Source organism: Sphingomonas sp. 3-13AW (assembly GCF_049311085.1).
GTDB lineage: Bacteria > Pseudomonadota > Alphaproteobacteria > Sphingomonadales > Sphingomonadaceae > Sphingomonas.
Genome location: NZ_JASNVZ010000020.1, coordinates 13,697 through 36,088 on the forward strand (window position 1 = coordinate 13,697; position 22,392 = coordinate 36,088).

A 22,392-nucleotide genomic window follows, 5' to 3' on the forward strand; every position below is an offset into this window, starting at 1 on the left:
ATGTTGGAACTTCCCGACCTTACCCTATCCATCGTCAGTCACGGGCAAGGGGATCTGATCCGCCACTTGCTCGGCGACCTGCGGCGCCTGAACTTGTCCGGCATATCGGTCATTCTTACCTTGAATATCCCTGAGGATGAAGGCTGGCTTTCTGAGGCGGACGACCTGCCGATCCGCATTATCCGCAACGAACAACCGCTCGGATTCGGCGCCAACCACAATCAGGCATTCGCATGCAGCACCACTGACTTGTTCTGCGTGGTCAACCCGGACATTCGCCTCCCGGACGATGGCCTGGTTCGGCTGTCCCACTATTTCGCGGACCCCCGGGTAGCGGCCTGTGCGCCGCTGGTCGTGGGTTCCGACGGACAAGTGCAGGACAGTGCCCGGCGATTTCCCAATCCCGTGCGATTGGCTCGTCGGGTTCTTCTACGGCAGCGCGAAGCGGACTATGCGCCCGATGCGGGGACGGATGTGGACTGGGTCGCGGGCATGTTGGTGCTGTTCCGCAGGGAAGCCTTCGCGCAAGTGAGGGGCTTCGACGAACGCTATTTCATGTACCTGGAGGATGCGGACATTTGTCGCCGCTTGCGCAGCGTTGGCTGGAGAACTTTTTACCAGCCATCCGTTGTCGTGGTGCATGATGCGCGGCGAAACAGCCATCGCAGCCTGCGTCACCTGCGCTGGCACATGCGCAGCATGATCCGGTTCCTGACCGGCTTCTGATGTAACCTTCGCCGTGGCTGGAGAACCGCCAATGACCCTTGATCGCCGAACGCTGCTCGTCATGGCGGGCGCTGGTGGCGTAGCCTCTCCCGTGCCGACGCCGGAAGCGGCGCGGCCGGTGTCCGGCGATGTCCTCGCGGGAACTGCGCCGTTGCGGCTAACCGATTTTATGACAGCCGAAATGCTGAACGACGTGCGCAACGGTACCTTGCGCGTCGATTGCGCCCCTGCATTGCAGGCGGCGCTGAATGTTGCGTCAGGACGGGATCGCTCGAGTCTCCAGAATGGTCGAAAGCTGCTAATCCCGGCCGGACGCTACCTCCTTGCGCAGCCGGTGGTCATGTCATGGCGCGATACGCAGAAGATATTTGACGACGGCGACATGCGCCGATTGACCATCGAAGGCGACGGACAGGCCAATACCGTACTATTCTATCGTGGCAATGCCACGCAGCCGGCTATCCAGATCCGTGGCTTCAAATCAGGCCCCGGCCAAGGCGATGGGGTATCGCTACGGCTATCGATGCAGGGCTTTCAGCTTATCCGCGATCTGTCGACCCGCCATCGCGGCACCGGGCTGATGCTCAACGGCGCAGCGCTCATCCGCTTCGTGGACATGGAGGTATCATCCTTTGACGTGAATATTGAAATGGTCGACGTACTCCGCGTCTACATGGAAAGTGTTCACATCAATGGTGGCAACATCGGGCTGCGCGCACGCGGAGGTAATTTCTCGAACCCCAATGTCTACAAAATATTGAGCTGCTCGATCAGTGGCAACATGACACATGGTTTGCATGTGATAGGCGGATGTAATATTTCTCTCGATAGCTGTGCGGTGGAAGGTAATGGACATAATAGTCGCCGTGGCTCCGCCTCCATTCTGTTCGAAGACGGTCCATCACAGGGCGGCGCGGCCAGCCATATCGACAACTGTTATTTCGAGAACAATTACGTCGCAGCCGACGTCGTGCTGGACTGGAAGGATAAGGCCCCAGGAACGATCAAGTTCACTGCATGCACGTTCCAGCGCACCAGTGCGGCGCGAGCCGCGCTCCACCACATCAGGCTTCGCTCCCAAACGGCGACCATGATCGCCCATGTCGATTCCTGTGCGTTTAAAAGCTTCGGTGACTATACTCCTGCTCCGGAACGCAAGGCAGTGCAGATACAGAGCCCGCACGTCACGGTGCACTGGACAGCCAATTTATTTCAGAACCCGGAAGAGGCACCTCCCCCTGTCCGATAAGTAGGTAGCAGCGTTTTAGTCCTGAGAAGATGCCGTTTTAAATGGTGATGCGGCATTTGCTTGTGGGCTATAATTCTGATCAACGCGATTGCGTAAGCGGGATTGGACTCGATTGCCGATTCGGTTGTTGATGCGCGCCATCGGCTTGATTCCCGCTACACGAGCAGCATCCTCACGAGTCTGGCGTTGGCCAATTCTGCCGGCATTGGTATCCGGTGTCTTGGCAGTTGTGGTATCCACAACCGCTGGCGGGCTAGGCACGTCGACAGGGGTATTGCGATCTTGCCCGGCCGCGGGGATCGACGCCAGCGTCATCCAGATGAATGGCAAAAGCTGCAGGAAACGCATGGGCATCAATCCTCTGCGATCGGGACAATAGCTGCGCGTTTGATCTGGCCAGTCACTCCACCAATATCCGAAGAAGGCCGAACGATAAGGCGTAGCATTTGTGTTGGACATGCTGCCCCACTCACCTGAAATTCACCGGAGAATCCTCCAGCTCGCTCCGATGAATTAGGGATCTCTACCCTTCCCAACTCGCGACCGGTCATGCACGAAAGTTGCCAATAAGGCCTCGAGTTTGGCGTTTGTGCAATCACGACACTAGTGCCCTCCATTCGGTAGCGGCCTGGGGGCAGAATCTGTACTTGTTGAAGAACGGTACCACCAATCGTTGACGGAACTTCGAATTCAAATATGCCTCCGTTGGAGGTCCGCTGGATTGAAGCCATCACTCCCGCATCGTTCATTACCGGCATCCAGTCGAGAACGGAGGGTGCCTCAAGCAGCGCCTTGAAATCGGGGTCTCGCGACCGCCGGCGATCGATGTTGCCACGTAAGGTTTGGTAATAGGTCCAGCCATCCTGGGGTGCGCCAGCGTCGATTAATGCATTGACGATCGCGGCTTGTGCGGCTTGCGAGGGAGCGACGCCCCGCAGGGAAAGGCGACGGAAAAGAGTTGCTCTAGCAATTGGGGATACGCCAGATCCGGCGAGGTAATTGACGAATAATTCAGCCCAAGGAGGACGCCCCGCAAGGGTATCGGCCAACCGCTCCGAAATTGCAGGGTCGGAGATTGCGGCGGATAGCACCGGGAACAGAATCGCTGGTGCGTTGCGTGAGGTTCTTAAGGCAATATCGTAATTGCGTAGGGTCCGGGGAATATCATTGCGGCCAACAGCGTCCTCTATCAGCCACAAGCGTGTGCTCAGGTCCCTTCGAGAAATTGCGTCCGAATGAACGAATAGCCTCCGCGCGCGGTCCACATCGCCGCTTCGTAGGGTATTAAGAGCAAGCGCGGTCAGGGCCGGGACGGCTAGAGGTTCGTTGGCCAAGGCTTGGCGTGCAAGCCGATCGACATCGCGGCGCTGTGCGGCATCCATGTTGCCCAGGGAGCGCCGCTCGGCAAGCTTCGCGGCGATCCACCCATTACTCGAAGATAGAGAATATGCCCGCTCCGGTGCCGACTTGAGAAGCACGAGAGCAAGTGTTTGCGTTGTGGAAAGATAACCCAAGGCCAGCGCAACTGCCGCGATACCACCGCGCAACCACCACACCCGCTGCGAGCGCTGCTTTGTACGACGTGGAGGCCTAGTGGGCATCAGTGGCTCGTGTCGGCCTTTTCACGACCATAGTCATAGCCATATTCATAACCATAACCGTAATGTGCTTTGCGTGCTTCAAACTTGGTGAGGACGCCGCCCAAAATACGTGCATGAGCCGCCATCAGACGCTGAAGCGCGGTCTTGACCAAGCTTGAACGAATGCCATGCGATTCCACCGCATAGACAACGCCCTCAACCCGGCTCGCAATTAGCGGTGCATCGGCCAGCCCCATTACCGGAGGGCTGTCGATCACTACATGCTCGTAGCGCTCGAGCAATTGCGTGATCAGCAGTTGCAGACGCGGCCCGGTGAGTAGCTCGGCGGCATTCGGCGGGATTGGGCCTGCCGACATGGCGGTAAAGCCCAAGTCGCGCATCTCGAAGGTCAAAGAGTCGATATTGTCTTGACCAGCCAGAAAGTTGCTAAGCCCCCGATCATGGTCGACGCCTCCGAGATGGTGGACGGAGGGCGAGCGCATGTCGCCATCGACTAGAATGACCTTCTTCTGGGCGCGCGCAAGCATGGTCGCAATTGCAAGGGCGGTGATCGACTTGCCTTCAGCTGGCCGGGTTGAGGTAACGGCAAGCGAACGCGGTATCCCATGTTCGGTAGTGAAGCCCAGGCTTGTCTGTATCGCGAGATAGGCATCGACCAGCCCGGATTTCCGATCGAGCAACGCGTCGCGCGGTTTGACATCTTCGACCTTGGGTACCGTCCCCAATAGTGGCAGGCCGAGCCGACGTTCCACTTCAGCCGGATCCGCAATCGCCTCGTCCATTTGTTCAAGTGCGAGCGCAAGACCGGCGCCGATCACGAGGCCAGCAAGGAGGGAAGCGGCAAGATTGATGAGAAGGCGCGGACTAGACGGTCTTTGCGGCACATCCGCCGGATCGACAATCGCAATATTGTTGACCCCGACCCCGCCAGCCACACCGATTTCCTTGAACCGCTGAAGTAGCCCATCATACAGGGCGCGGTTAGTATCCACTTCTTGCTGATAAATATTGTACTGGATGCTACGCCGCCGCAAGTTAAGGTAGCTTGACTTTAGCTGTTCGACCCGCTTGCGGAGCTCGCTCTCACGCTGGGCGGCTTGACGATATTCTGCCTCTACCGATCCCGATACGCGCCCTTCTTCGCGCGTGATGGAGCGATCAAGCTGATTCATTTGCGATTGAAGCGCACGCGCAGGCGGATAGCCAGGCTCAAACTGGACCATCATGCGCTGGTAATCAGCTGCCAGTTCCGCGCGGCGCTGACGCAGGGTATTGATTGCTTGATTGCGCAGTGCTTCGCTTGATTGACCGCCGCGCCCAGCCTCACGAAAACGCGCTTCCGCGGCGATACGATCGGCGATCGCTTCCGATAGCGAAGTGTTCAGTGAGGCAAGCTCGTCGGCAACAATCGAACGCTCCGCTGTCGCATTGCCGCTACTGCCTTGGCTAGGCAAATTGATGATGCGCTGCTGCTCCGCGTAATTGACGAGTTGCCGCTGCGACTCATCGAGGCGCTCTTTCACTTGGCCCAATTCACGCTGAAGCAAATTACGACCGTAAGAGGTTGCTTGGACTTTACGCTCTAAGTTGGTCTGGATGAAATTTTCAGCCCAAGCGTTGGCGACCCGCTGGGAAAAGCCGCTATCAGGGCTAGTAAAGCCGATCTGAACAAGTCTTGAGAGACGGACTGGACTAATTCTGATGTGTTTCAGCAGTATCTCACCTGCGACCCGCTGCCGCTCCGGCCGGCCTGCAGCGGTATAACGACCATTTACCTCACGAAAAGCATCGCTATCGGGCTCAATGCCATATCGTTCAAAAAAGGCTTTGTCGTCCGTCAGCCGGAGTTGGGTTGCTACTCGCTCTGCCAGTACTCGGGATCGGAGCAAACCATATTGGGTCTGGTAGAACTCCTGATCGGCAACGCTCGTTTCGCGCTCCACACCCTGAAAGTTCGTGACTTGGCTAGACTCACGCGAAATCTCGATTGTCGCCGTCGCGGTATACTGGGGTGTCATTAACAACGTAATGATTAGCCCCAGCATAACACATGCAGCAACCGCACCCAGGATCACGTAGCGCCAGCGCAACGCGATGCGTAGATACTGGCGGATGATCGGCGTGTTTCCGCTCTGGGCAACAGCTGGCTGGCTTATGCTTGTCCGCGCGCTGGCGGGATGAAGCGTGGAACTGACAGAGTTCATCGGAAGCGCCTTATTGCAGCACAGCGATCAGTGGCGCCGCGAGGATGGGCGACACTGAGACAAAATCACGGAATAGACGGCGCTGGGGTGAATCGCCGACGACGATGACATCGTTGGCATAAACCGGTGGGTCCTCATACGCCCCTCGCCGGATCGCAGCGACGTTATAAAGACCAGCCATGCGGCGGGAGTCCACGGTTCTTAGGATGACAACATCTTCCACTCGCGCGAATTCGGTCATCCCTTTTGCTGACGCGATGACGCGCATCAGCGTCATCTGGTTGGTGACTGGGTATAAGCCGGGTTCAACAACCGAGCCGTCGATCGTGACGACCTGGCTGACGGAACTCTTGATGTTCACCGTAACTTGCGGGTTGCGAACATAGTGGTCCCTCAGCGCTGCCTCGATCGCATTGGCAAGTTCCTCAGCAGTCTTTCCTCGCGCGTCGACGGTGCCGGCGAGCGGCATCGCAATGCGGCCGCTGGCATCGACCTGCATCTCCCGATCGAGGTCGGGAATGCCGAAAACGCTCACCTCAATCGTATCAAGCGGGCCGATCAGCGCGGGCCGGTCGGCGGCAGTCAAGTCGCTGCGATCAGGCGGTGGCAGGACCGTGTTGTCGGGAACGACCGTCAGGCTGCCGCTCGATTGAATCGGCTCGGGCGAACCGCAACCGGAAACGGCGAGCGCAAGGCACAGTACGGGAATTGAGAGGCGCATGCGCGTTGATATTCCGACATTAAAGGAAATATGGCCGCTCTATAGGTTTGGCCGGCGCGCCGGTAAAGCAATCTGCGACCTCGCGCCATCCGCCTGAGCCAGCGCCACCGCCGCGATCACGAGAATGGCCATGATCGTTGGCGTGCGAGCAGGATAGTCGGTGATACTCGCAATGAGTATGAGTAGGATAATTGCGGAGCCAAGGCGGCCGACGAAAATGGTTTCGTGCCGCTTCGCGCGCCACACTCGGATGGTCGAAACCAGCCACCACAAGAGGCCTGCAGTTAGCGCTGCAACGCCAGCGACTCCGCCATCAAGCGCTATACCGAGGTAATCGTTATGCGCCTGGTTGAAATAGGTAGTCTTGAGCAGCGCAAACGGCTCGTGAATGCGGAAGATGGGATCGAAGCTGCCGAAACCGGATCCGAACGGCATATAGGTTGCGATCATAGAAATGACCGTCGGCAACGCACGCGAACGCATGTCCTCGCCGCTCTCCAGCGCTAGCAGACGATTTATCGCATCGGCGCGATCGGCCATGAAGCTGAGCGCGACAAAGGTCCCCACCGCAAACACAGCGGTGACGATCAATGCCGGGAACAGCCACGCGGGCGCACTCGCAAGGCGTCGCTGCAACCGCCCGCCAACCAGCGCGAGCGAAACTGCCAATGCTATGCCCCCTAGCAGCATGCCACTGCGGGAGCCTGTTGCGAGGATGGTGAGCACGAACAACAGGACAAGTCCTCCTGCCAGCGGGCCACGCCAGTGCAGTGCACTACCGTCCATGAACGCCCAAACTGGTGCAATGAGGATGCCGATCGCAAGCAGCAGTGCGAAGTGATTGCGGTTGGCAAAGATGCTGCTGACGACACCCGGCGAGTCGTTGAAGAGTGGATTGTTGAACCCAGCCCCGGAAAACTGAAGCAGCCCGAGCAGCATTGCCGAACTTATCATTGCCAGCAGGATGGCGGGCATCCAACGATGTACTCGCGCATTCGCTTGCGAAAGCACCAGCAGCATCGTTGTCGGTACGACCAGCGAGGCGAGCGCATTGAGTGTCGCACCTGGCGTCATTGTCCAAGGGCGCCAAGGTACGGATTCCCCGGGAACCAGCAAGACATCCCGGCCGGGCAGTGCTTGCCACCAGGTAGGCGGGAGGGGGATCAATTGTATCAAGGGAAGCGCGATCGCAGCCATCAGCAAGAACAGCACCGGTCGCGTTCCATGTAGGACCGGTCGTGGACCCGCCAGGATCGCTACGATCAAAATGGCCCAGCAGCCGCCGCGTACGACAACCTGTCCCAATGTGTCGGCGCGTGACGCGCCACCTGCCACCCATAACAACACGACTAATGCGATCGCGAGTATGAGAGGAAGATCGGGCCTAAGGGAGGACTGTCGGGTCGAGCGCGCGTGAGCCATCATCCTCCGTTAGCCGACTGGCGCCAATTTCCAAACCTGCTCGTAGGACACGGCTGCTGTGCATGAGGACGCCGTCTTCCTAACTCGCCTGGTGCGGGCGTTTGAGCGTGGCTGCACGGCGGTGTTGGGCGCCCTGCTTGGGCAGGCCTCTTGTAGATGCTGGCCACCTCGCGGGCGGTGCCTTCGCCCTGAGCGGTTCATGCAGCGAGGTTTTCGTCCGACGGCGTCACTAGGTCCCAAGATCGACCGAATCGGACACGGCGGTCGCCACGGCCTTCAGTTTCAATTGATATTCGAAAGCACGAATGGGCGGGTGAATTGCTACTCGAAAGCACGAATGTGCGGGGCATTTGATACCCGAAAGCACGAACTTTTTTGCCCTTTCCTACTCGAAAGCACGAACCGTACACGCTTCCGGTGTCGGATTTTTGCTGCGAAAACCGACAGGTCGGCCGTGGAGCCGGCAAGGATGATCGGGAACCGGCTGTGACCACATAAAGAAACGCCCGGCACGAAGGCCGGGCATCCCAGGATTGATGGAGCGACGTCGCCAAACGTCGACCCGAGGTCGTCAACACCTCCTCCAGATACGCCTGTTCGAACTCCGGTTCAAGGATGCGCGTTTCGCGCCACGCCCTCTTTTTGTCTCGGTCCCAGCCCCATCGAGGGGATGGAAGATGACGGCGTTTACCCTTGGGGAAGCGACGGCGCAGGCACTTGGCGGATTTGGCGTCGGGTTCGGCACGCGCCGCAAGCCCGCGCGCTCAGGTGCCCTGCATCGCACCGGCGCACCGGTGCTGCGCAATAGCGTCGAGGCCGGGAGCTTCGAGGAAAGCTTTTTCACGGTACCGGCAAAGGGCGAGACCGACCGGTTGCTGCGCATGGCGCGGGCGGCGCTCGACGGCGGACGCAGGCTCAAGCGCGCGGTACGCACCGAGGGGCGCGACCTGTCCGCTGCCGAGCGCGCGATCGCGGCGATGACCGCAGGCGCGGTGCGCGTCTATGAGGAACTGCTGACGCTTGCCCGGCTCAACCGCGGTCGCGTCTATCCCAGCTACGACCATCTCGCCGCGGCCACTGCGCTCGGCCGCGCCACCGTCGCGCGCGCGCTGCACATATTGGAGAATGCCGGGTTCCTGGTCCGCCAGCGCCGGTTCCAGCGTGTCGAGGGGGACGGCCCGGGCCCGCGCTATGAGCAGACCTCCAACGCCTATCGCCCTACCCTGCCCCAGCGCTTGCTGAGCCACCTGCCGCGTTGGCTGCGCCCCGCACCCCTGCCGGACGACGTGGCGCACCAGGCCGAGGTTCGTGCCGAGGCCCAGGCGGAGATGCGGGCCGGGCTGTCCTGCCGGGAACTGGCGGAGGTTACGGTTGGTGGTGCGCTGGGCAAGGTGCTCGCTAAGCTCGGTGCCCGTATCGACGGTCGGGAGTGCGAGTCTCAAAACCATCCGGAACCGCTAATGGATTCTTATTTGAAAGGACCAAAGGTCGTCGACCTAGTCGGTCGCCGGCATAATCCTTGAGAATCTCGGGCAACCCCAGCCACAATCACCACCCACAACCTAACAGGAAAAGACAGGAGCGTCGGCTTCGCCGCCGCAATGCTCCCCGAAAGGAGCAAGCGGATGTCGGGTCGTGCCTTCGCACCGATGCGATCGGGGAACCGTGCAGAGGGGCGAGATTGCTCGAAGGGCTGACATGCATACATGTTGGACAGTCTGCATGTAGACATGTAGGATCAACCTCATGCCGACGATTGCCATCATCAGCCAAAAGGGGGGCGCTGGGAAAACCACGCTTTCCCTTCATCTCGCCGCCGCCGCCCAGGACGCCGGCCGCATCTCGCTCATCATCGATACCGATCCGCAGGCGACCGCCAGCCAATGGGCGGCTTGGCGCCAGGATGCGCCGCCCGAGGTGATCGACAGTCCGCCGCCGCGGCTCGCTGCCAAGGTCGAGCAGGCGCGGGGGCAGGGGGCGGAGGTGATCGTCATCGACACGCCGCCGCACGCGGACAGCGCCGCCCGTGCGGCGGTCGAGGTGGCGGACCTGGTGCTGATCCCCTGCCGTCCCAGCGCCTTTGATCTCTCGGCGATCCAGACCACTGCCAAGCTCGTCCAGTTGCTGCGCAAGCCGGCCTTCGTCGTCTTTACCGCGGGCCCACCCAACGCGCCGCGCATCTACCAGGAAGCCGGCGAGCTCGTGGAAAGCTTCGGCACGCCGCCATGCCCGATCGTGCTCTCCGATCGCGCGGCCTATCGGCACGCCAGTGCGGAGGGACGCACCGTCATGGAGCTGGAGCCTGCGGGCAAGGCGGCCGAGGAAGTTCGCGAACTGTACAGGTGGACATGTCGACAGCTCGACATGCCGACACCCCGTTTCAAGAAGAAGGTCGTCGCATGAGCCGCAAACCCAGTTTCGCCAATCTGCGTGGACACGCCGCCCCCGCACCGACCGCTGCTGCCCCGGCAGCTCCCGCGGCACAGGAAGGGCAGGCCACGCCTGCGCGTCCGGCAAGCAGGGAAGGGCGCAAGCAGATCGCCGGCTTCTTCAGCCCAGAGATGTCGCTGGCGATGCACATGCTTGCGCGCCGGCAGGGCCGGAGCCTTCAGGCGCTCATGGCCGAGGCGTTCAACGACGTGCTGCGCAAACATGGCGAGAGCCCGCTCGGCGACTGAGTGGCTGTGGGGCCAGGCAATGCAGCCGGCGATCGAATGCTCTACGTGTAGACATGTGTGCACATCTACAGCGACGGCTGCGGGCATCGCGTATGTGACGGAAAAGACGCAAGTTTCTAACTTCTTGCAGACGCACTGCTTGTTCGTGGACAAGTCTTGAGTCTCGCAACTACGCTCCCTTTCGGCGTCTAACCAGCGCCCTGAAAAGGGGTACTCGAATGGCCGTTTCTTCGCGTCGTACGTCTCAGCGGATCGCACTTTCCGTCCTGGCCCTGTGCACCACCTGCCTGATGGGGATGCCTGCCGCCGCCCAGAGCGGTGCGCCGGCCCCGCCGCCGCCCACGGGCGGCTATTACATGGCCGATGGCACGCGCACGGCGGACTATGACGCGGCGCTCCAGAGCTGGCGCCAGGATGCCCAGTTCGCGGTCGACTACAGCAAGCAGAACCTGGGGCTGGAATATGCCTATGTTTTGGGGGTGACGGGCGCCGGGCAGACGATCGGCATCAATGACGCGGGCGTCCGGTTCGAGCATCCGTTGTTCGGGGGCGCCGGCAAGATCAGCGGCCTCAAGACCGTGGTGCCCGAGGCCTATGGCAACAATGGCCGCGTCAATCCGCGGCGCCCGTGGGAAATCCACGGCACCCACGTCGCTGGCACGGCCGCGGGCGGGCGGATCGCGGGCGAGTTGACCTTCGGCAATGCCTATGGGGCGAACATTCTGTCAGCGACCACCAACTTTGCCGCTGGCGATTTCCTGTGGTGGAAGGACCAGATCCTCGAAGGCACCACCGTCGCCACCGCACAGGAGAACATCGTCGACCTGGCGAGCACGGGGCAGGTCCGGATCATCAACAACAGCTGGGGTTCGGGCACATCTTTGCCCTACACCGCCACGCTGGCACAGGCGAAGGCAGCCTTCGCCGAGGATCTGGGCGACTTCTACAAGCCGGTGCTCGACAATGACGTGCTGGTCGTCTTTTCCGCCGGCAACGGTTCCGGCGTCCATGCCAGCATCGATGCGGTGACGCCGCTCAACGATCCGCGGCTGCGCGGCAACTGGCTGTCGGTCACCAATTACCTCGCGGACGGCACCGCGGCGGCCAGTTCCAGCCTGTGCGGGCAGACCGCGACCTGGTGCGTTTCCGGGCCCGGCAGCAACATCCTCTCGAGCGTGGAGACCTACACGGTCAACACGGACGCGATCCGTGCGACCTACACGCCTGCCGCCTATCCCGGCATCTATGCCGCCAGGACCGTGGCACAGCTGCAGAATGCCGCCACCAATGCCTGGATCAACGTCCTCAACGGCTATCTGACGCGCCAGGAAGCCGCGCAGGCTGCGGGCGTTGAGTTCGACGAAGCGGCCGAGCGGACCTTTGTCGCGCGCGAGGCGGTGGGGATCTCGCTCGCTTATGGTGCCCGCTTTGTCGGCGGCGACCCGAACGGATACACGTCGACGCTGGCCAACATCCTGGTTTCGAACATCGACTTCTTCACCCAGGAGTTCGCAGCATCGGTGCTGACGCAGGCGGACACGCTCATTACCGCCGAGCTCGGGCGCTTCATCACCTATACCGGCCCGGGCTATGAGCTGCTGACCGGCACGTCGATGGCGGCGCCCAACGTCTCGGGCTTCGCGGCGCTGCTGATGCAGGCGTTTCCGGAATATAACACCGCGCTGATCTCCGACATCCTGGTGTCGAGTTCGCGCGACCTCGATACGCCGGGCGTCGACCTGCGGTCGGGTTGGGGTGCCCCCCAGATGGGCACCGCGCTCCGTGGCCCGACCGCACTGCGTGCGACGCGTGAGGTCGGGGTCGCCGCCGGCACGGTGGACGTCTGGTCCAACGACATCTCGGATGCGCGCGATCGCTATTCGGCAGCGGTGCTGGCCGGCTTCTCCGGCGATATCGGTGGGCTGACCAAGCGCGGGCCGGGCGAGCTGATCCTGACGGGCAGCAACAGCTACAGCGGCCCGACCCGGGCGGAGCAGGGGCTGCTGACCGTTGACGGCCGCCTCACGCGTTCTGCCGTTACCGTGGGGAATGGCGGCACCATCGGCGGCAATGGCACGCTCGCGTCGCTGGTCGCGGAAGCAGGCGGCACGGTGGCGCCGGGGAGCGCCGGCGCGATCGGCACGCTGACGGTTTCCGGCAGCGCGACGTTCAATCCGGGCAGCACGCTGCTGATCGACATCGGTCCCGGCGGCACCTCTGACCTCCTGGTCGCCGACCAGGCGCAGCTGGGCGGTACGCTCACGCTCAATCCGCTCGGCCAGCTGCCGCGCTATGGCAACAGCTATACGGTGCTGACGGCGGCGAACGGGATCACCGGCACCTTCGACGCCGCCACCGCATTCAGCGCGATCCTCTATCCGGAGGTCCGCTACGCCGCTGATCGGGTGCAGGCGACGATCGCCGCGCGTCCCTATGCCAGCGTGGTTGCCGGAACGCCGGTACAGACATCCTATGCGCGACTGCTCGACGGCAACCGCCCGGCCTATGCCGCACTCGCTGGCACCTATGACGTGCTCGATCTCGCGAGCGTCGGCGCGATCCAGACTGCCCTGGAGGAGCTGGCGCCCACCACCGAGACCACGCGCCGCGCGATCGGGACGGTGGCGATGGACAATATCGCCCGCTTCTATCGCGAGCGGACGGCGGCCATGCGTCCGGGGAGCTTCGCCGGCGGCCAGGTCGCGATGATCGGAAAGCCGCTGGAGTTCGCCGCCAACGCGATCGTGATGCCAGGCCAGGCCAACACCGTCAGCGACACGCCCACGGCCGTCGTTCGTGAGGGCGTGCTGCCCAGCACCGTCTCCGCCTATCTGGCGGGCGGCTATATCGACGGGTCGAGCAGGGCGATGCCCGCCTCGATCCTGGACGGCAGGCGCGACAAGTTCGACGGCTTCTACATCGCAGGCGGCGTGGAAGCGCAGGTGGGCGACGCCGGGGTGATCGGCTTCGGCCTCTCCTATTCCGACATCGACGCCGACCGCCGTGCCGGCCGCACGACCGATGGCGCACTGATCCTGGGCACGCTCTATGGCCGCCTCGGCGAGGATCTGGGCCCGGCTCTGGACACGCAGTTCAGCGCGGGCGTGTTCCAGTCGCGGACGCGCCGCACCGGCACGTTTGCAGGCGCCGGCTATGACCTGCGGGGGAGGGACAATTCGCTCGCGATCTCGAGTGAGGTCGGGGCGAGCTATGCCTTTGGCAGCACCGCGCTTCGGGTCGCGCCGCGGGTCGCGGTCCGCGCGAGCCGGATCGACTTCACCCCGCTGGCGGAGACGGGCACCGGACCCGCGCTGATGCTCGACGAGGACAAGTTCCTCAGCATCCAGGGCCGCGCGGGCGTGCAGCTGGACGGGGAGCGGAGGGGCTTTCGTCCGGTGGCCTCGGCCTATTTCGTCCATGATTTCGAGGATCGCCCGGGCGTGTTCTTCGCGGGCCTTGCCGGCGGCACCGGCATCCGCGCGCCGTTCCTTCTGGCGGGGCAGGACCGGAACTGGGGTGAGCTGTCCGCGGGCCTGGCCTATGGCACCGAGCGGTTCGAATTCTCGGTGGCGGCGGATGCGACAGTCGGGCGTACGGACGTCCGCAACCGTGCGTATCGCGCCGGGGTGACGATGCGGTTCTAGAAAAGGGGCGGGCGGCGATGGCGCCGCCCGCGTGTCGGCCAGGAGGCGCCCGCGTGCCGTTGCTGTTGCTCGCCGTGCCGCTGCTTGTCGCCGCCCAGGAGCCGGCGCCGGTCACCTTCTACAACCGGCCCGGGGCGACGCAGGCGCTGCTGGCAGCGGACCTGCGCCGTTGCCGGCTGATCACCACTGGCCCCAACGGTGGCACGGTCCAGGAGGGCAGGGCGCTGACCCCGCCCATTCCCGCGCCGGGTGCCGCCGCGCCCATTGAAGCCCGCCCACCGGCCCCCACGATCGAGGATTGCATGATCGTGCGCGGGTGGCGGCTCTATGCGCTCGACGCCGACGCACGCGCTGCGCTGGAAGCCCTGAGCCCCGAGAAACGCGCCGCGGCACTGGCGGACTTAACGGGGGCAAAGTGTCCGGAACGGGGAACGCTGCTCCGCAGCCCGTCCGCCCGGCTGCGTCACCGAAGATAGACGCGCCGACATGTAGACACGCATACATGTCGATTTGTCGTTAAGCTCCTGTGAGCGTCCGGACCGTCGCCATCGGCAGGAAGAGCCGCAGTTCGTTGGAGGGCAGGGGTTCAAAGCCATAGCCGGTGTAGAGCGCCCGGCGCTTCGCCACCTTTTCCGGATCGCCGCAGTCGAACACGTCGAGCAGCACGACGGCGATCCCCAGCGCATCGGCGGCCCCGGCCAGGCGGGTCAGGCAATCCACCAGCAGGTCGCCGCCATAGCCGCGCCCCTGGAACCGGCGATCGACGCCGATCATCGAGATATAGGCCGCCGGAATGCTGCCATGGGCTGGCCGGTTGCGGGCGAACCGGTCCGGCAGTTCGGCATAGTCGATGGCGTGGGCGTTGGCGGCATAGAAGCCGATCAGCTCACCGGCCGGTCCGACCATCACGAACGTGCGGAGATTGCCGGCCCGGGTGAGCTTGTTCGCGGTCCGGCGGAAGAAATTGTCGATCTGGGGGACGCCGCAGGAGAAGCCTTCACGATCATGCCGGGCGGGATCGAGCGGCTCGATGATGGCGGGCGCCGCATCCCTTGGTTCGCTCACCGGCTGACGATCGTCTCGCGATGGCGGGCAAAGGCCGCGCGCAGCCGCTCGGTCGGGGCGGGCGGGGTGTCGAGCGCTGCAAAGAAGCGGGCATGGTCGACGGGCTGCAGGGTGGTGCGTTCATGCGCCGCGATCGTCTCCATCGCCGATCGATAGGCGGCGTTCATCGTGAACACGGAATCGTCCACGCCCGAAAGCGCGGCGGCGCGCTGGATGGCCTGCTTGATGCGCGGCTTGGTACGGAAGTTCATCCGCTCGCTGCTGCGCTCGTCGATCGCGCCGACCTGATCCTCGAAACCCAGCATGACTGCTTCCTCCGCTATCGCATCTATGTACGTGTCAGTGGCGTACATTTCAACCAGAGGCTGTCGGACGGGTACGCGCCTAGTCCTTATTAAAACCCGACTTTCCGCTTTCGTTCTGATTCCGATTGAATCAGAATCAGCGACATGCCGATCCGTCCCGAACATCGCTGGCTCTATCCGATCGACTGGCGCGAGCTGTCGGCGTTCGTGCGGTTCAAGCGTGCCAAGGGCCGCTGCGAGCGTTGTGGCCGACCGCACGGCGCAAAGGTGCAGCATCTGGGCGACGGCCGCTGGTATGACGAGGAGCGCGGCTGCTGGCGCGACGACCGCGGCCGGATCGTGCGGGGGATCGCGGCGCCCGGGCGCCTCCCCAGGCAGCTGCGCATGACCGAGCTTGCAGGGGAGGCCGTGCTTCCGCGCACGCGGGTGGTGCTCGCCAGCGCCCACCTCGACCATGATCCCGGCAACAACCGCCCGCGTAACCTGGCAGCCCTGTGCCAGCGCTGCCACCTGGCGCACGATCGCCCCGAACACCGCCGCCAGCGCTGGCGTACGCTGTTTCGCAGGCGAGCGTCGGGGGATTTGTTCTTGGGGGCGTATCGGCCTTAAGTCGAGCTGCCCTCTACCCCGAGGTCAGGGCATCCTCATGCGTCCCCCCATCAGGGTAGCAATCGGAGCTACGCGCCCAAGTTAGGCCATTCGCGAGGATGGAGGCTGCCCAAAAGTAGCCCCGGTGAGGCTGCATCCGGACGGCCGCTATGATCGAGAGGGTCGCGAGCATCTTTTCGAAGCCATTGCGTCTTCGTGCGTCATCTGCGACCACGCCAGCGTCGCCGTGAAATCCGGCGACGGGGCGTGGAAACCTCGAATTCGATAGACTCGGTCTTCTCACGAAGGCCGGGTGGCATGCGCGCATGTCCAGTCGGCCTAGCCGATAAAGGCGCATGCGCCTGTTCTATCGATCAGGTTTCCAACACCCGGCTTTGGCCGGTTCGCCCCAATGATAGAGGAGAACCGGTATTCTTATTGAGATTCCAGGATTTGTGCGCACGCAAGACGTGAAACGAGTCCTAACGCCGATACTAAATTTGCTTGCTGATCAAGATGTAAAGCAGATTAGCAACATTCATTTCAGCTTCCTTGCGTGGGGTGAAAACACGCGACGTCAAATCGTCGGCGAACAGGGTTTTGTTACCTCTTTGGCATTTGATGCTGAAGAAATCCTGTCTCGTCCGGGTGATATTGAAATTAGACTTCCTGAGACATTGTCGTTTCGTGACCGTACCGAAGACGTGGAGCACAGCATGTTTGGGATGCTTCATGATGACTGACGCCGAGATATTAGAGGAGAACCTTAGCTCGGTGAACGGTCTGCCGGATGGCTGGGCGGATCTTTATCGGCGCTTGGTCCATGATGTACATGCGATCGATGCGCAATTGCGTGTGACTCAAGCCAAGGAGAAATTTGGAGAGTTGCGTGTCTATATGGAGGCTTACAATAAATCGGTATACACCATCATTGACGAAGCGAGCCGGCAGTCGCGGTTCCTTTGTCAGACCTGCGGTGAAGCGGGCGTGCTATCGAGAACGAACGACGGTTTCTATGCGACGGTCTGCCCCAAGCACTCTTCAGGGTTTAAGCCCGCAATGTCGCCGATGCGGCATTTGCGCATGGTGGCCCCGCCAGATCAGGAGCCGGAGACGGGCGACGGGGCCTAGCGTATATGTTGGCCGACTATGCGCTTGATCATTTCTAGCCAGGAACCGGAAGCTCTTGGATGGCTAGGCGACCGGCCGTTCCGGACCTCTCGATCTTTCCTGTCGGCAAGATCCTAGACGACCACTGTCAGGAACGGAGATAACGACGGAGACGTCAGGGCTCGACGTAGGATTTTCCGAATCTGTGCCCCATGTCGGCGGCAAGCTCCGGCGTTAACTGGACTCCAAGAACTGCTGTCCGGTCGAGCGTATCCGCTGCCCGGTCGAATAGCGCTACGCATTTTCCGGCATTGAACCGGGACGTGTAGCTGATCCCGTCAGCACTGGTGTTGGCATAGATATAGGCGCTGAGCTCCCACGTCTTGGCGTAATTGTCTCCAACTACGTCTGCGAGCGTCAGGCCGTGTGCCGATAGACCGGCATCGTCGAGTGGGTAGAGATGGAGCGTTCGCGTTGCCTTCAGCTCACTGCGTGCACGCGCTGCCACCTCCGTCGAAAGGATGTCTGTAATCGTGGGCACGCGTACCAGTGTTTCGCCAAAGGCGGTTTCGAGCTTTCGCGCGAGATAGAGCACCTTGTAGGTGCCGTCGGGATCGTCGTAGCGCAGCTCAGGAGCGGGACCCGGAGGCCCGAAGAAGATCGGATCGTGGATCAGGCGGTGGATACGGTGAAATACCGTGCCGGCAGGCAGGGGGCGCAGGGGGAGTGGTGGCACTGGCGCGTCACCTTGCCCAACCACGGATCAGCCGGATGAGTTGTTCCTGCACATCTTGGCCGGCGCCCTGCGCCAGCAGGTCTAGGATCGAGGCAGGCTCCTCCCCAAAACCTGAGAGCGGTGCCACCAGCAGCTGAAGTTGACCCCACGGGTTCATATCGCCGAAGGCCGCAAGGATGGGCTTGAGCCCGGGCACGACAGCACCGTTTGCGAACTGAGCCGCCGGGAAGCGGACCTCGTTGCCATAGGGGACGCCCAGAATTTGGCCACGCTGACGCTGCTTGTCGACGGCTGCGGGTGTCACGCTGAGCAGTTCGGCGACGTCAGCCCGAGTGAACATGCCGCCAGCTTTTTCGGCGAGCTCAGTTCGGAAGTGCGCCGTTCGCGCTTTGGCTGCGCGCTCGGCCGCGAGACGCTCTGGCGGAGCCGGCGCTAGATCGCGTGGCGCGACGGCAAGCGCCTGGGCCGGGTCGCCAGCTCCGACTATAGCCTCAAGCGTCGCATCGCTGGCGCTTTCCACTGCGCTCGCGATCGCCTTGGTGAGCACCTCGATGGCGCTCCGACGTAAGGAGTTATCCCGCGACACATGCTGCGGGCGATACTGGGTAGGGGCTACGGCCGGATCCATAACTCTGTCCTTCTTGTCTGCAATATAGACCTTGCGGACTAACGAGACAAGTGCCGCAATCAGCGCTAGATCCAGTGGCGTGGACGAGTGGCCGATGCCGGCGGTCTCCTGAACCGGTGGCGCGCGGGAGCGGCGGATTAGGGATAGTCCGCCACGAACGCCCGTCGACGACATGCGAAGCAACCATGCCCCTTTACCTGCTGCCGTACCCAGCCAGGACCGCCGCCGAACTAATCGGTGAGGCGGTCGCCGGTTGGCAATGCTGGGCAAGGTTGTTCGGCGACTTCGACGATGCCGACCATCCCGCGCAATCAGCGTTTCGCGTACCAGAACCGGAACCGCTTACAATGACGGAAAGCAGGCGCTAGCGGACAGGCTTCGATCCACCAGATGCCGGGATCGAGTCCTAGTCACCACGTTCGCGCTTCGCGTTCAGAAAGGCCGCCTGTGTGGCTATGTCGATCTCTGAAGGCTTCGGGCCCCCCCGAGTCAGTGCTCGTATAGCTTTCCTACCCTCCTCCAAATGTGGGCCGGCGGCTTTAACAACCGCGCCAACCTGCTCGCTGCCTTCCAGCCATAGCCGCACCTCTTTGGGTGCGCCCTGGAGTCGTTCGTACGCCCGGGTAACGACCGGCAATATTGACTCCAGCTGTGCGATCAAATTGGACAGCAAAGTGGCTTTCTGAACGACCTTGGCTTCATACTCGGTGAGTTCGGCTTTGCGTTCAGCAAGGATATTCTCACTGCGCTGCGTCCGCAGCTTCACGTCGTTGCGGTCTCGCTCGATCTGGCGTCGATCATGGGCGACGGCGCGTTGATCGTCGGCCAGGCGTTGTTCCCGATCCTCGATCGCTTTCGTCAAGCGATCTACCTCTGCTTTGGCACCACCGCGGATCCCCAGAGCTTCGGCTTCGGCCTGCGCCCGGATCTCCGTCGCAAGCGCGTGAGCGTCAGCTTGAGCACGCCGCTGGATCTCGTTGGCTGCGCCTGCGGCTTCGGCCTTGATCCGCTCGGCGTCCGCCAGAAGCTGTGCCTTGCGTTCGGCGAGCAGCTTCTCGTCGCGGTGTGTCACCGCCATCCGCTGCGTCACCTCGCTCCGGTCTCGTTCGATTTGGCGACGATCTTGGACGATGGCGCGCTGATCGTCGGCTAAGCGTTGTTCCCGATCCTCGATCGCCTTTGCTAGGCGATCTGCCTCCGCTTTTGCGCTGCTACGGATCCCCGCAGCTTCGGCTTCGGCCTGCGCCCGGATTTCCGCTGCAAGAGTGTTGGCATCTGCTCGGGCGCGCCGCTTGATATCATCGGCTTCGACTTCGGCTTCGGCCCTGACCCGTTCGGCGTCTGCTAGGAGTTGGTCGGACTTGCGACGCTGCTCCATCGCCCTAGGCACTTGCTCGTCGATTAATTGCTGGGTCACTTCGCGGTCTTTCCGGGCGCCCATGACCTCCGGCGTCTTCCAGTCATCACCGTTCTGCTTCTTGGGGACGCCGCGCTGCGCCTCGTATCCGTGGTCGGTAAACCAGTCGGCGAGCTCGTTTTGCAGGGCCGTTCCCTGTGCTTGCATCGATCCCCTGGCGCTGTAGCTCCGGTCCTTGATTCCGTGTTTCACGGCCAGGAGTTTACCGAACCGCGTCAGGCTTACGGCCTCCTTACTATTTCGCTTTGTTACCTTGAGGTACCGTGGTGCGAGGAACAGGTCGACGGAGTTCAGCGAGCGTTCGTCCCGGTCCATCCGAGCGGCGAAGACAGCCCGCCCACCGTAAGTCTCTTGAGCGAATTGAACGACCAGATTGAGCGCCGCGAGTGCTTCCTCGTTGGTCTCGACCCGGACTGACGCGGGCAGCTTCACGAGCATGTGTAGCGCCTTAGCCCTAGCCTTTGGCACCATCGCGCCAGCGACATGATCGGCAAGCCGATCGGACAACGCTAGCGGATCTCCATGAACCCCTTCGGGAACCCAAGAGAGCGATGGTGCATCGCGGACCTTGCGCCGGATCGCAGTTCTATCCTCGCGCCGACCGTGCCTCTCAGCGGCTACAAGGAGGGGCCCATTAAGCGACCGGATGCGAGCCATGATGAAGTTCGACATGGCTCTAGCTTACTGTACTCCTCAATTAGAAACGAGTGAATAAAACAATGGGATAACCCGCGTGTCTTTTTTTGCCTGCCAAAACGACGAGGGCGACCTCAAGTGAGATTAGGGGCGGTTTACCTGCTCATCGAACACACCGGAAATGACGCCATTTTAAAGATGTCGTAGCGCCGAAGCTGCCCATCGGGGGCTCTATCCCTGCTTCGCAAGATGTTCGGAAACTATGCTGGCTGGCCGGTCGATGCGGGGGGACCAAACCGCCGCGATGGACCGGGCGCGGATCATGGATCGGCTGATCGAGACCATCCACAAATCGCAGGGCGTGACCGTCGATCGGGCGCACGTGCTGGCGACGCCGGGCATGGATCGGAACGGGGCTGTATGTTGCGTCGTCCCGGCACCGCGCCGGGTGGCGCTCCATTATGGCCGCGACAACTTCGTCGATCAGCGCAGCTCACCAGCTCGCTCGCTTTCACGCGACCGCGCCAAGGACATGGCTAGCGACTATCCGGCACCGTCCAAGCAGGGCTGACGCGAGGCCCCCGCCGAGCGGCGCGAGAGCCGCTGGCCCGAGCGAGCCCTGAGCTTGCCACCAGGGTCCGCGACAAGGCCAGGGGCATGTTCTCCCGGGGTCACGCCCAAGCCGGCCACGCCATCGATGGATCGGGATGGCAAAGGGGGTGCGATTAACACCGGTAGAGGGGGCGATTATCACCGCTTCGAAGAGCGTGACGGGGGTAAATGTCACCGGCTAGGCCAAGGCGATCGTGCGCTATGCGCAGCGCCGCTGCCGAGGTCCGACGAATTAAGGGCAAGGGCCTGCCGGTGCTGCCGCATCAGTTCAGCACTCAGAACCGGCGGCCCGTGGCAAGCTGGCCGTGGACGAAGTCTAGGCTCCAGCGCTGGTTGGGAAGCGTCAGCACCGGCGCAGGTGCCCGCGTGCCGTCGGCGCGCGTTCGTCCTCGCCTCCGCCTGACCATCAGCCTTTCCTCGCGGTGAATTTGCTGCGTCTTCTTGCGGTTAATCGTGATCCCGTCACGGCGCAGCAGGATATGCAGGGCGCCGATAGCCGAACCGGCGACGCTTTCGCCAGTTCGCGCAAACGCGACCGCAGGTTGCCATCATCTGCCCAGCACGAGCGATACCTCATGTTCTTGCGGTCCGCCCCGACGACTATGCACGCCCGCCGCTCGCTCATCCCCAACGTCGCCTGAAAATGCGCGACCGCTTGCCGCTTCGCGGCGGGTGCTATCATTTTTGACAGCCGATCCTTCAGATCCACATTGTCGAGCATCGCGTCGGCCAGCAGACGCTTCAGCTTGGCGTTCTTGATCCATCTCAGCCATTCTGCGAGATCACGTCGCCGTAGATGTCGACATGCGCCGGTGAGAGCAGCGCGTGCAGGTAGCGATAATAATAATGCCGGATGCGGCGCGGCGCCTGAGCGCGCTAGTGCTTCGCGCAAATCCTGAGCAGGTTCCGAAGTCTGCCTGCAGGATCGCTTAGTGCGGTGCCGGGTCAGGAAACTGTTCTCGCTCGCACACCTTAGGCACTTTTGCGGCTGCTCCAGCGACAGAGACGCCGCAAATCACCTATCGTGTAATCAGGGCTCGCCTGAGCGAC

The 22,392-nt window shown here is 62.3% G+C and carries 21 protein-coding genes and 1 pseudogene; 11 read left to right on the forward strand and 11 right to left on the reverse strand.

Annotated features, from left to right (window positions below; translation table 11 throughout):
- Both QP045_RS16635 and QP045_RS16640 read left to right on the forward strand, forming a co-directional pair.
- Window positions 1-726 carry a glycosyltransferase gene (locus QP045_RS16635; protein ID WP_422516119.1) on the forward strand — a complete coding sequence of 242 codons (726 nt, stop codon included), beginning with the start codon at window positions 1-3 and terminating at the stop codon, window positions 724-726.
- Window positions 727-757: 31 nt separating this feature from the next.
- Window positions 758-1,975, forward strand: a complete 1,218-nt coding sequence (locus tag QP045_RS16640) for a right-handed parallel beta-helix repeat-containing protein (RefSeq protein ID WP_422516120.1) — start codon at window positions 758-760, stop codon at window positions 1,973-1,975.
- Between the two features lie 15 nt (window positions 1,976-1,990).
- Here QP045_RS16640 and QP045_RS16645 read toward each other — a convergent pair whose 3' ends face one another.
- The 5 genes from QP045_RS16645 to QP045_RS16665 form a co-directional block, all read right to left on the reverse strand.
- On the reverse strand, window positions 1,991-2,323 hold the full coding sequence (locus tag QP045_RS16645) for a hypothetical protein (RefSeq protein WP_422516121.1): 333 nt from the start codon (window positions 2,321-2,323) through the stop codon (window positions 1,991-1,993).
- Window positions 2,324-2,328: 5 nt separating this feature from the next.
- Window positions 2,329-3,489, reverse strand: a complete 1,161-nt coding sequence (locus tag QP045_RS16650) for a hypothetical protein (RefSeq protein WP_422516122.1) — start codon at window positions 3,487-3,489, stop codon at window positions 2,329-2,331.
- Between the two features lie 86 nt (window positions 3,490-3,575).
- Window positions 3,576-5,780 carry a GumC family protein gene (locus QP045_RS16655; RefSeq protein ID WP_422516123.1) on the reverse strand — a complete coding sequence of 735 codons (2,205 nt, stop codon included), beginning with the start codon at window positions 5,778-5,780 and terminating at the stop codon, window positions 3,576-3,578.
- A gap of 10 nt (window positions 5,781-5,790) precedes the next feature.
- Complete coding sequence (locus QP045_RS16660; RefSeq protein ID WP_422516124.1) at window positions 5,791-6,501, reverse strand: polysaccharide biosynthesis/export family protein; 711 nt, start codon at window positions 6,499-6,501, stop codon at window positions 5,791-5,793.
- A gap of 39 nt (window positions 6,502-6,540) precedes the next feature.
- The gene (locus QP045_RS16665) at window positions 6,541-7,575 is read right to left on the reverse strand and encodes an O-antigen ligase family protein (RefSeq protein ID WP_422516125.1); all 1,035 of its coding nucleotides are present in this window, start codon (window positions 7,573-7,575) and stop codon (window positions 6,541-6,543) included.
- Window positions 7,576-8,600: 1,025 nt separating this feature from the next.
- On the opposite strand from QP045_RS16665, the gene QP045_RS16670 reads away from it, so the two are divergent.
- The 5 genes from QP045_RS16670 to QP045_RS16690 all read left to right on the forward strand — a co-directional run bounded on the left by QP045_RS16670 (window position 8,601) and on the right by QP045_RS16690 (window position 14,721).
- Window positions 8,601-9,446, forward strand: coding sequence for a helix-turn-helix domain-containing protein (locus tag QP045_RS16670; protein ID WP_422516126.1), 846 nt, complete (start codon window positions 8,601-8,603; stop codon window positions 9,444-9,446).
- A 223-nt stretch (window positions 9,447-9,669) separates the two neighbouring features.
- Window positions 9,670-10,326: a ParA family partition ATPase gene (gene parA, locus QP045_RS16675; RefSeq protein ID WP_422516127.1), complete on the forward strand. Its 657-nt coding sequence runs from the start codon at window positions 9,670-9,672 to the stop codon at window positions 10,324-10,326.
- Window positions 10,323-10,601 carry a ribbon-helix-helix domain-containing protein gene (locus tag QP045_RS16680; RefSeq protein ID WP_422516128.1) on the forward strand — a complete coding sequence of 93 codons (279 nt, stop codon included), beginning with the start codon at window positions 10,323-10,325 and terminating at the stop codon, window positions 10,599-10,601. The genes parA and QP045_RS16680 overlap by 4 nt, the downstream gene beginning before the upstream one ends.
- A gap of 218 nt (window positions 10,602-10,819) precedes the next feature.
- Window positions 10,820-14,245, forward strand: a complete 3,426-nt coding sequence (locus QP045_RS16685; protein WP_422516129.1) for a S8 family serine peptidase — start codon at window positions 10,820-10,822, stop codon at window positions 14,243-14,245.
- Window positions 14,246-14,298: 53 nt separating this feature from the next.
- Entirely contained in the window at window positions 14,299-14,721 is a 423-nt protein-coding gene (locus QP045_RS16690) for a hypothetical protein (protein ID WP_422516130.1), read from the forward strand.
- Between the two features lie 40 nt (window positions 14,722-14,761).
- Here the strand turns inward: QP045_RS16690 and QP045_RS16695 are convergent, their stop codons facing one another.
- Both QP045_RS16695 and QP045_RS16700 read right to left on the reverse strand, forming a co-directional pair.
- Complete coding sequence (locus tag QP045_RS16695; RefSeq protein ID WP_422516131.1) at window positions 14,762-15,310, reverse strand: GNAT family N-acetyltransferase; 549 nt, start codon at window positions 15,308-15,310, stop codon at window positions 14,762-14,764.
- On the reverse strand, window positions 15,307-15,615 hold the full coding sequence (locus QP045_RS16700; RefSeq protein ID WP_422516132.1) for a DUF1778 domain-containing protein: 309 nt from the start codon (window positions 15,613-15,615) through the stop codon (window positions 15,307-15,309). Before QP045_RS16700 ends, QP045_RS16695 begins: the two co-directional genes overlap by 4 nt.
- 144 nt (window positions 15,616-15,759) lie before the next feature.
- Here QP045_RS16700 and QP045_RS16705 point away from each other — a divergent pair, with 144 nt between their 5' ends.
- The 3 genes from QP045_RS16705 to QP045_RS16715 all read left to right on the forward strand — a co-directional run bounded on the left by QP045_RS16705 (window position 15,760) and on the right by QP045_RS16715 (window position 17,334).
- Window positions 15,760-16,224, forward strand: coding sequence for a hypothetical protein (locus QP045_RS16705; RefSeq protein WP_422516133.1), 465 nt, complete (start codon window positions 15,760-15,762; stop codon window positions 16,222-16,224).
- Between the two features lie 434 nt (window positions 16,225-16,658).
- A complete protein-coding gene (locus QP045_RS16710) occupies window positions 16,659-16,946 on the forward strand; it encodes a hypothetical protein (RefSeq protein ID WP_422516134.1) in 288 nt (95 codons plus the stop codon).
- The gene (locus QP045_RS16715; protein WP_422516135.1) at window positions 16,939-17,334 is read left to right on the forward strand and encodes a hypothetical protein; all 396 of its coding nucleotides are present in this window, start codon (window positions 16,939-16,941) and stop codon (window positions 17,332-17,334) included. The genes QP045_RS16710 and QP045_RS16715 overlap by 8 nt, the downstream gene beginning before the upstream one ends.
- A gap of 154 nt (window positions 17,335-17,488) precedes the next feature.
- Here QP045_RS16715 and QP045_RS16720 read toward each other — a convergent pair whose 3' ends face one another.
- The 3 genes from QP045_RS16720 to QP045_RS16730 form a co-directional block, all read right to left on the reverse strand.
- Complete coding sequence (locus QP045_RS16720; protein WP_422516136.1) at window positions 17,489-18,049, reverse strand: RES family NAD+ phosphorylase; 561 nt, start codon at window positions 18,047-18,049, stop codon at window positions 17,489-17,491.
- A gap of 7 nt (window positions 18,050-18,056) precedes the next feature.
- Window positions 18,057-18,677 (reverse strand): hypothetical protein, encoded by a 621-nt coding sequence (locus QP045_RS16725; protein WP_422516137.1) that lies wholly within the window; start codon window positions 18,675-18,677, stop codon window positions 18,057-18,059.
- A gap of 406 nt (window positions 18,678-19,083) precedes the next feature.
- Window positions 19,084-20,532: a hypothetical protein gene (locus QP045_RS16730; RefSeq protein WP_422516138.1), complete on the reverse strand. Its 1,449-nt coding sequence runs from the start codon at window positions 20,530-20,532 to the stop codon at window positions 19,084-19,086.
- 478 nt (window positions 20,533-21,010) lie between these two features.
- Here QP045_RS16730 and QP045_RS16735 point away from each other — a divergent pair, with 478 nt between their 5' ends.
- Window positions 21,011-21,301 carry a hypothetical protein gene (locus tag QP045_RS16735; RefSeq protein WP_422516139.1) on the forward strand — a complete coding sequence of 97 codons (291 nt, stop codon included), beginning with the start codon at window positions 21,011-21,013 and terminating at the stop codon, window positions 21,299-21,301.
- Window positions 21,302-21,620: 319 nt separating this feature from the next.
- On the opposite strand, the pseudogene QP045_RS16740 reads toward QP045_RS16735, so the two are convergent.
- Window positions 21,621-22,099: pseudogene (locus QP045_RS16740) on the reverse strand (IS3 family transposase); the annotation flags it as partial.
- Window positions 22,100-22,392 lie beyond the last annotated feature (293 nt).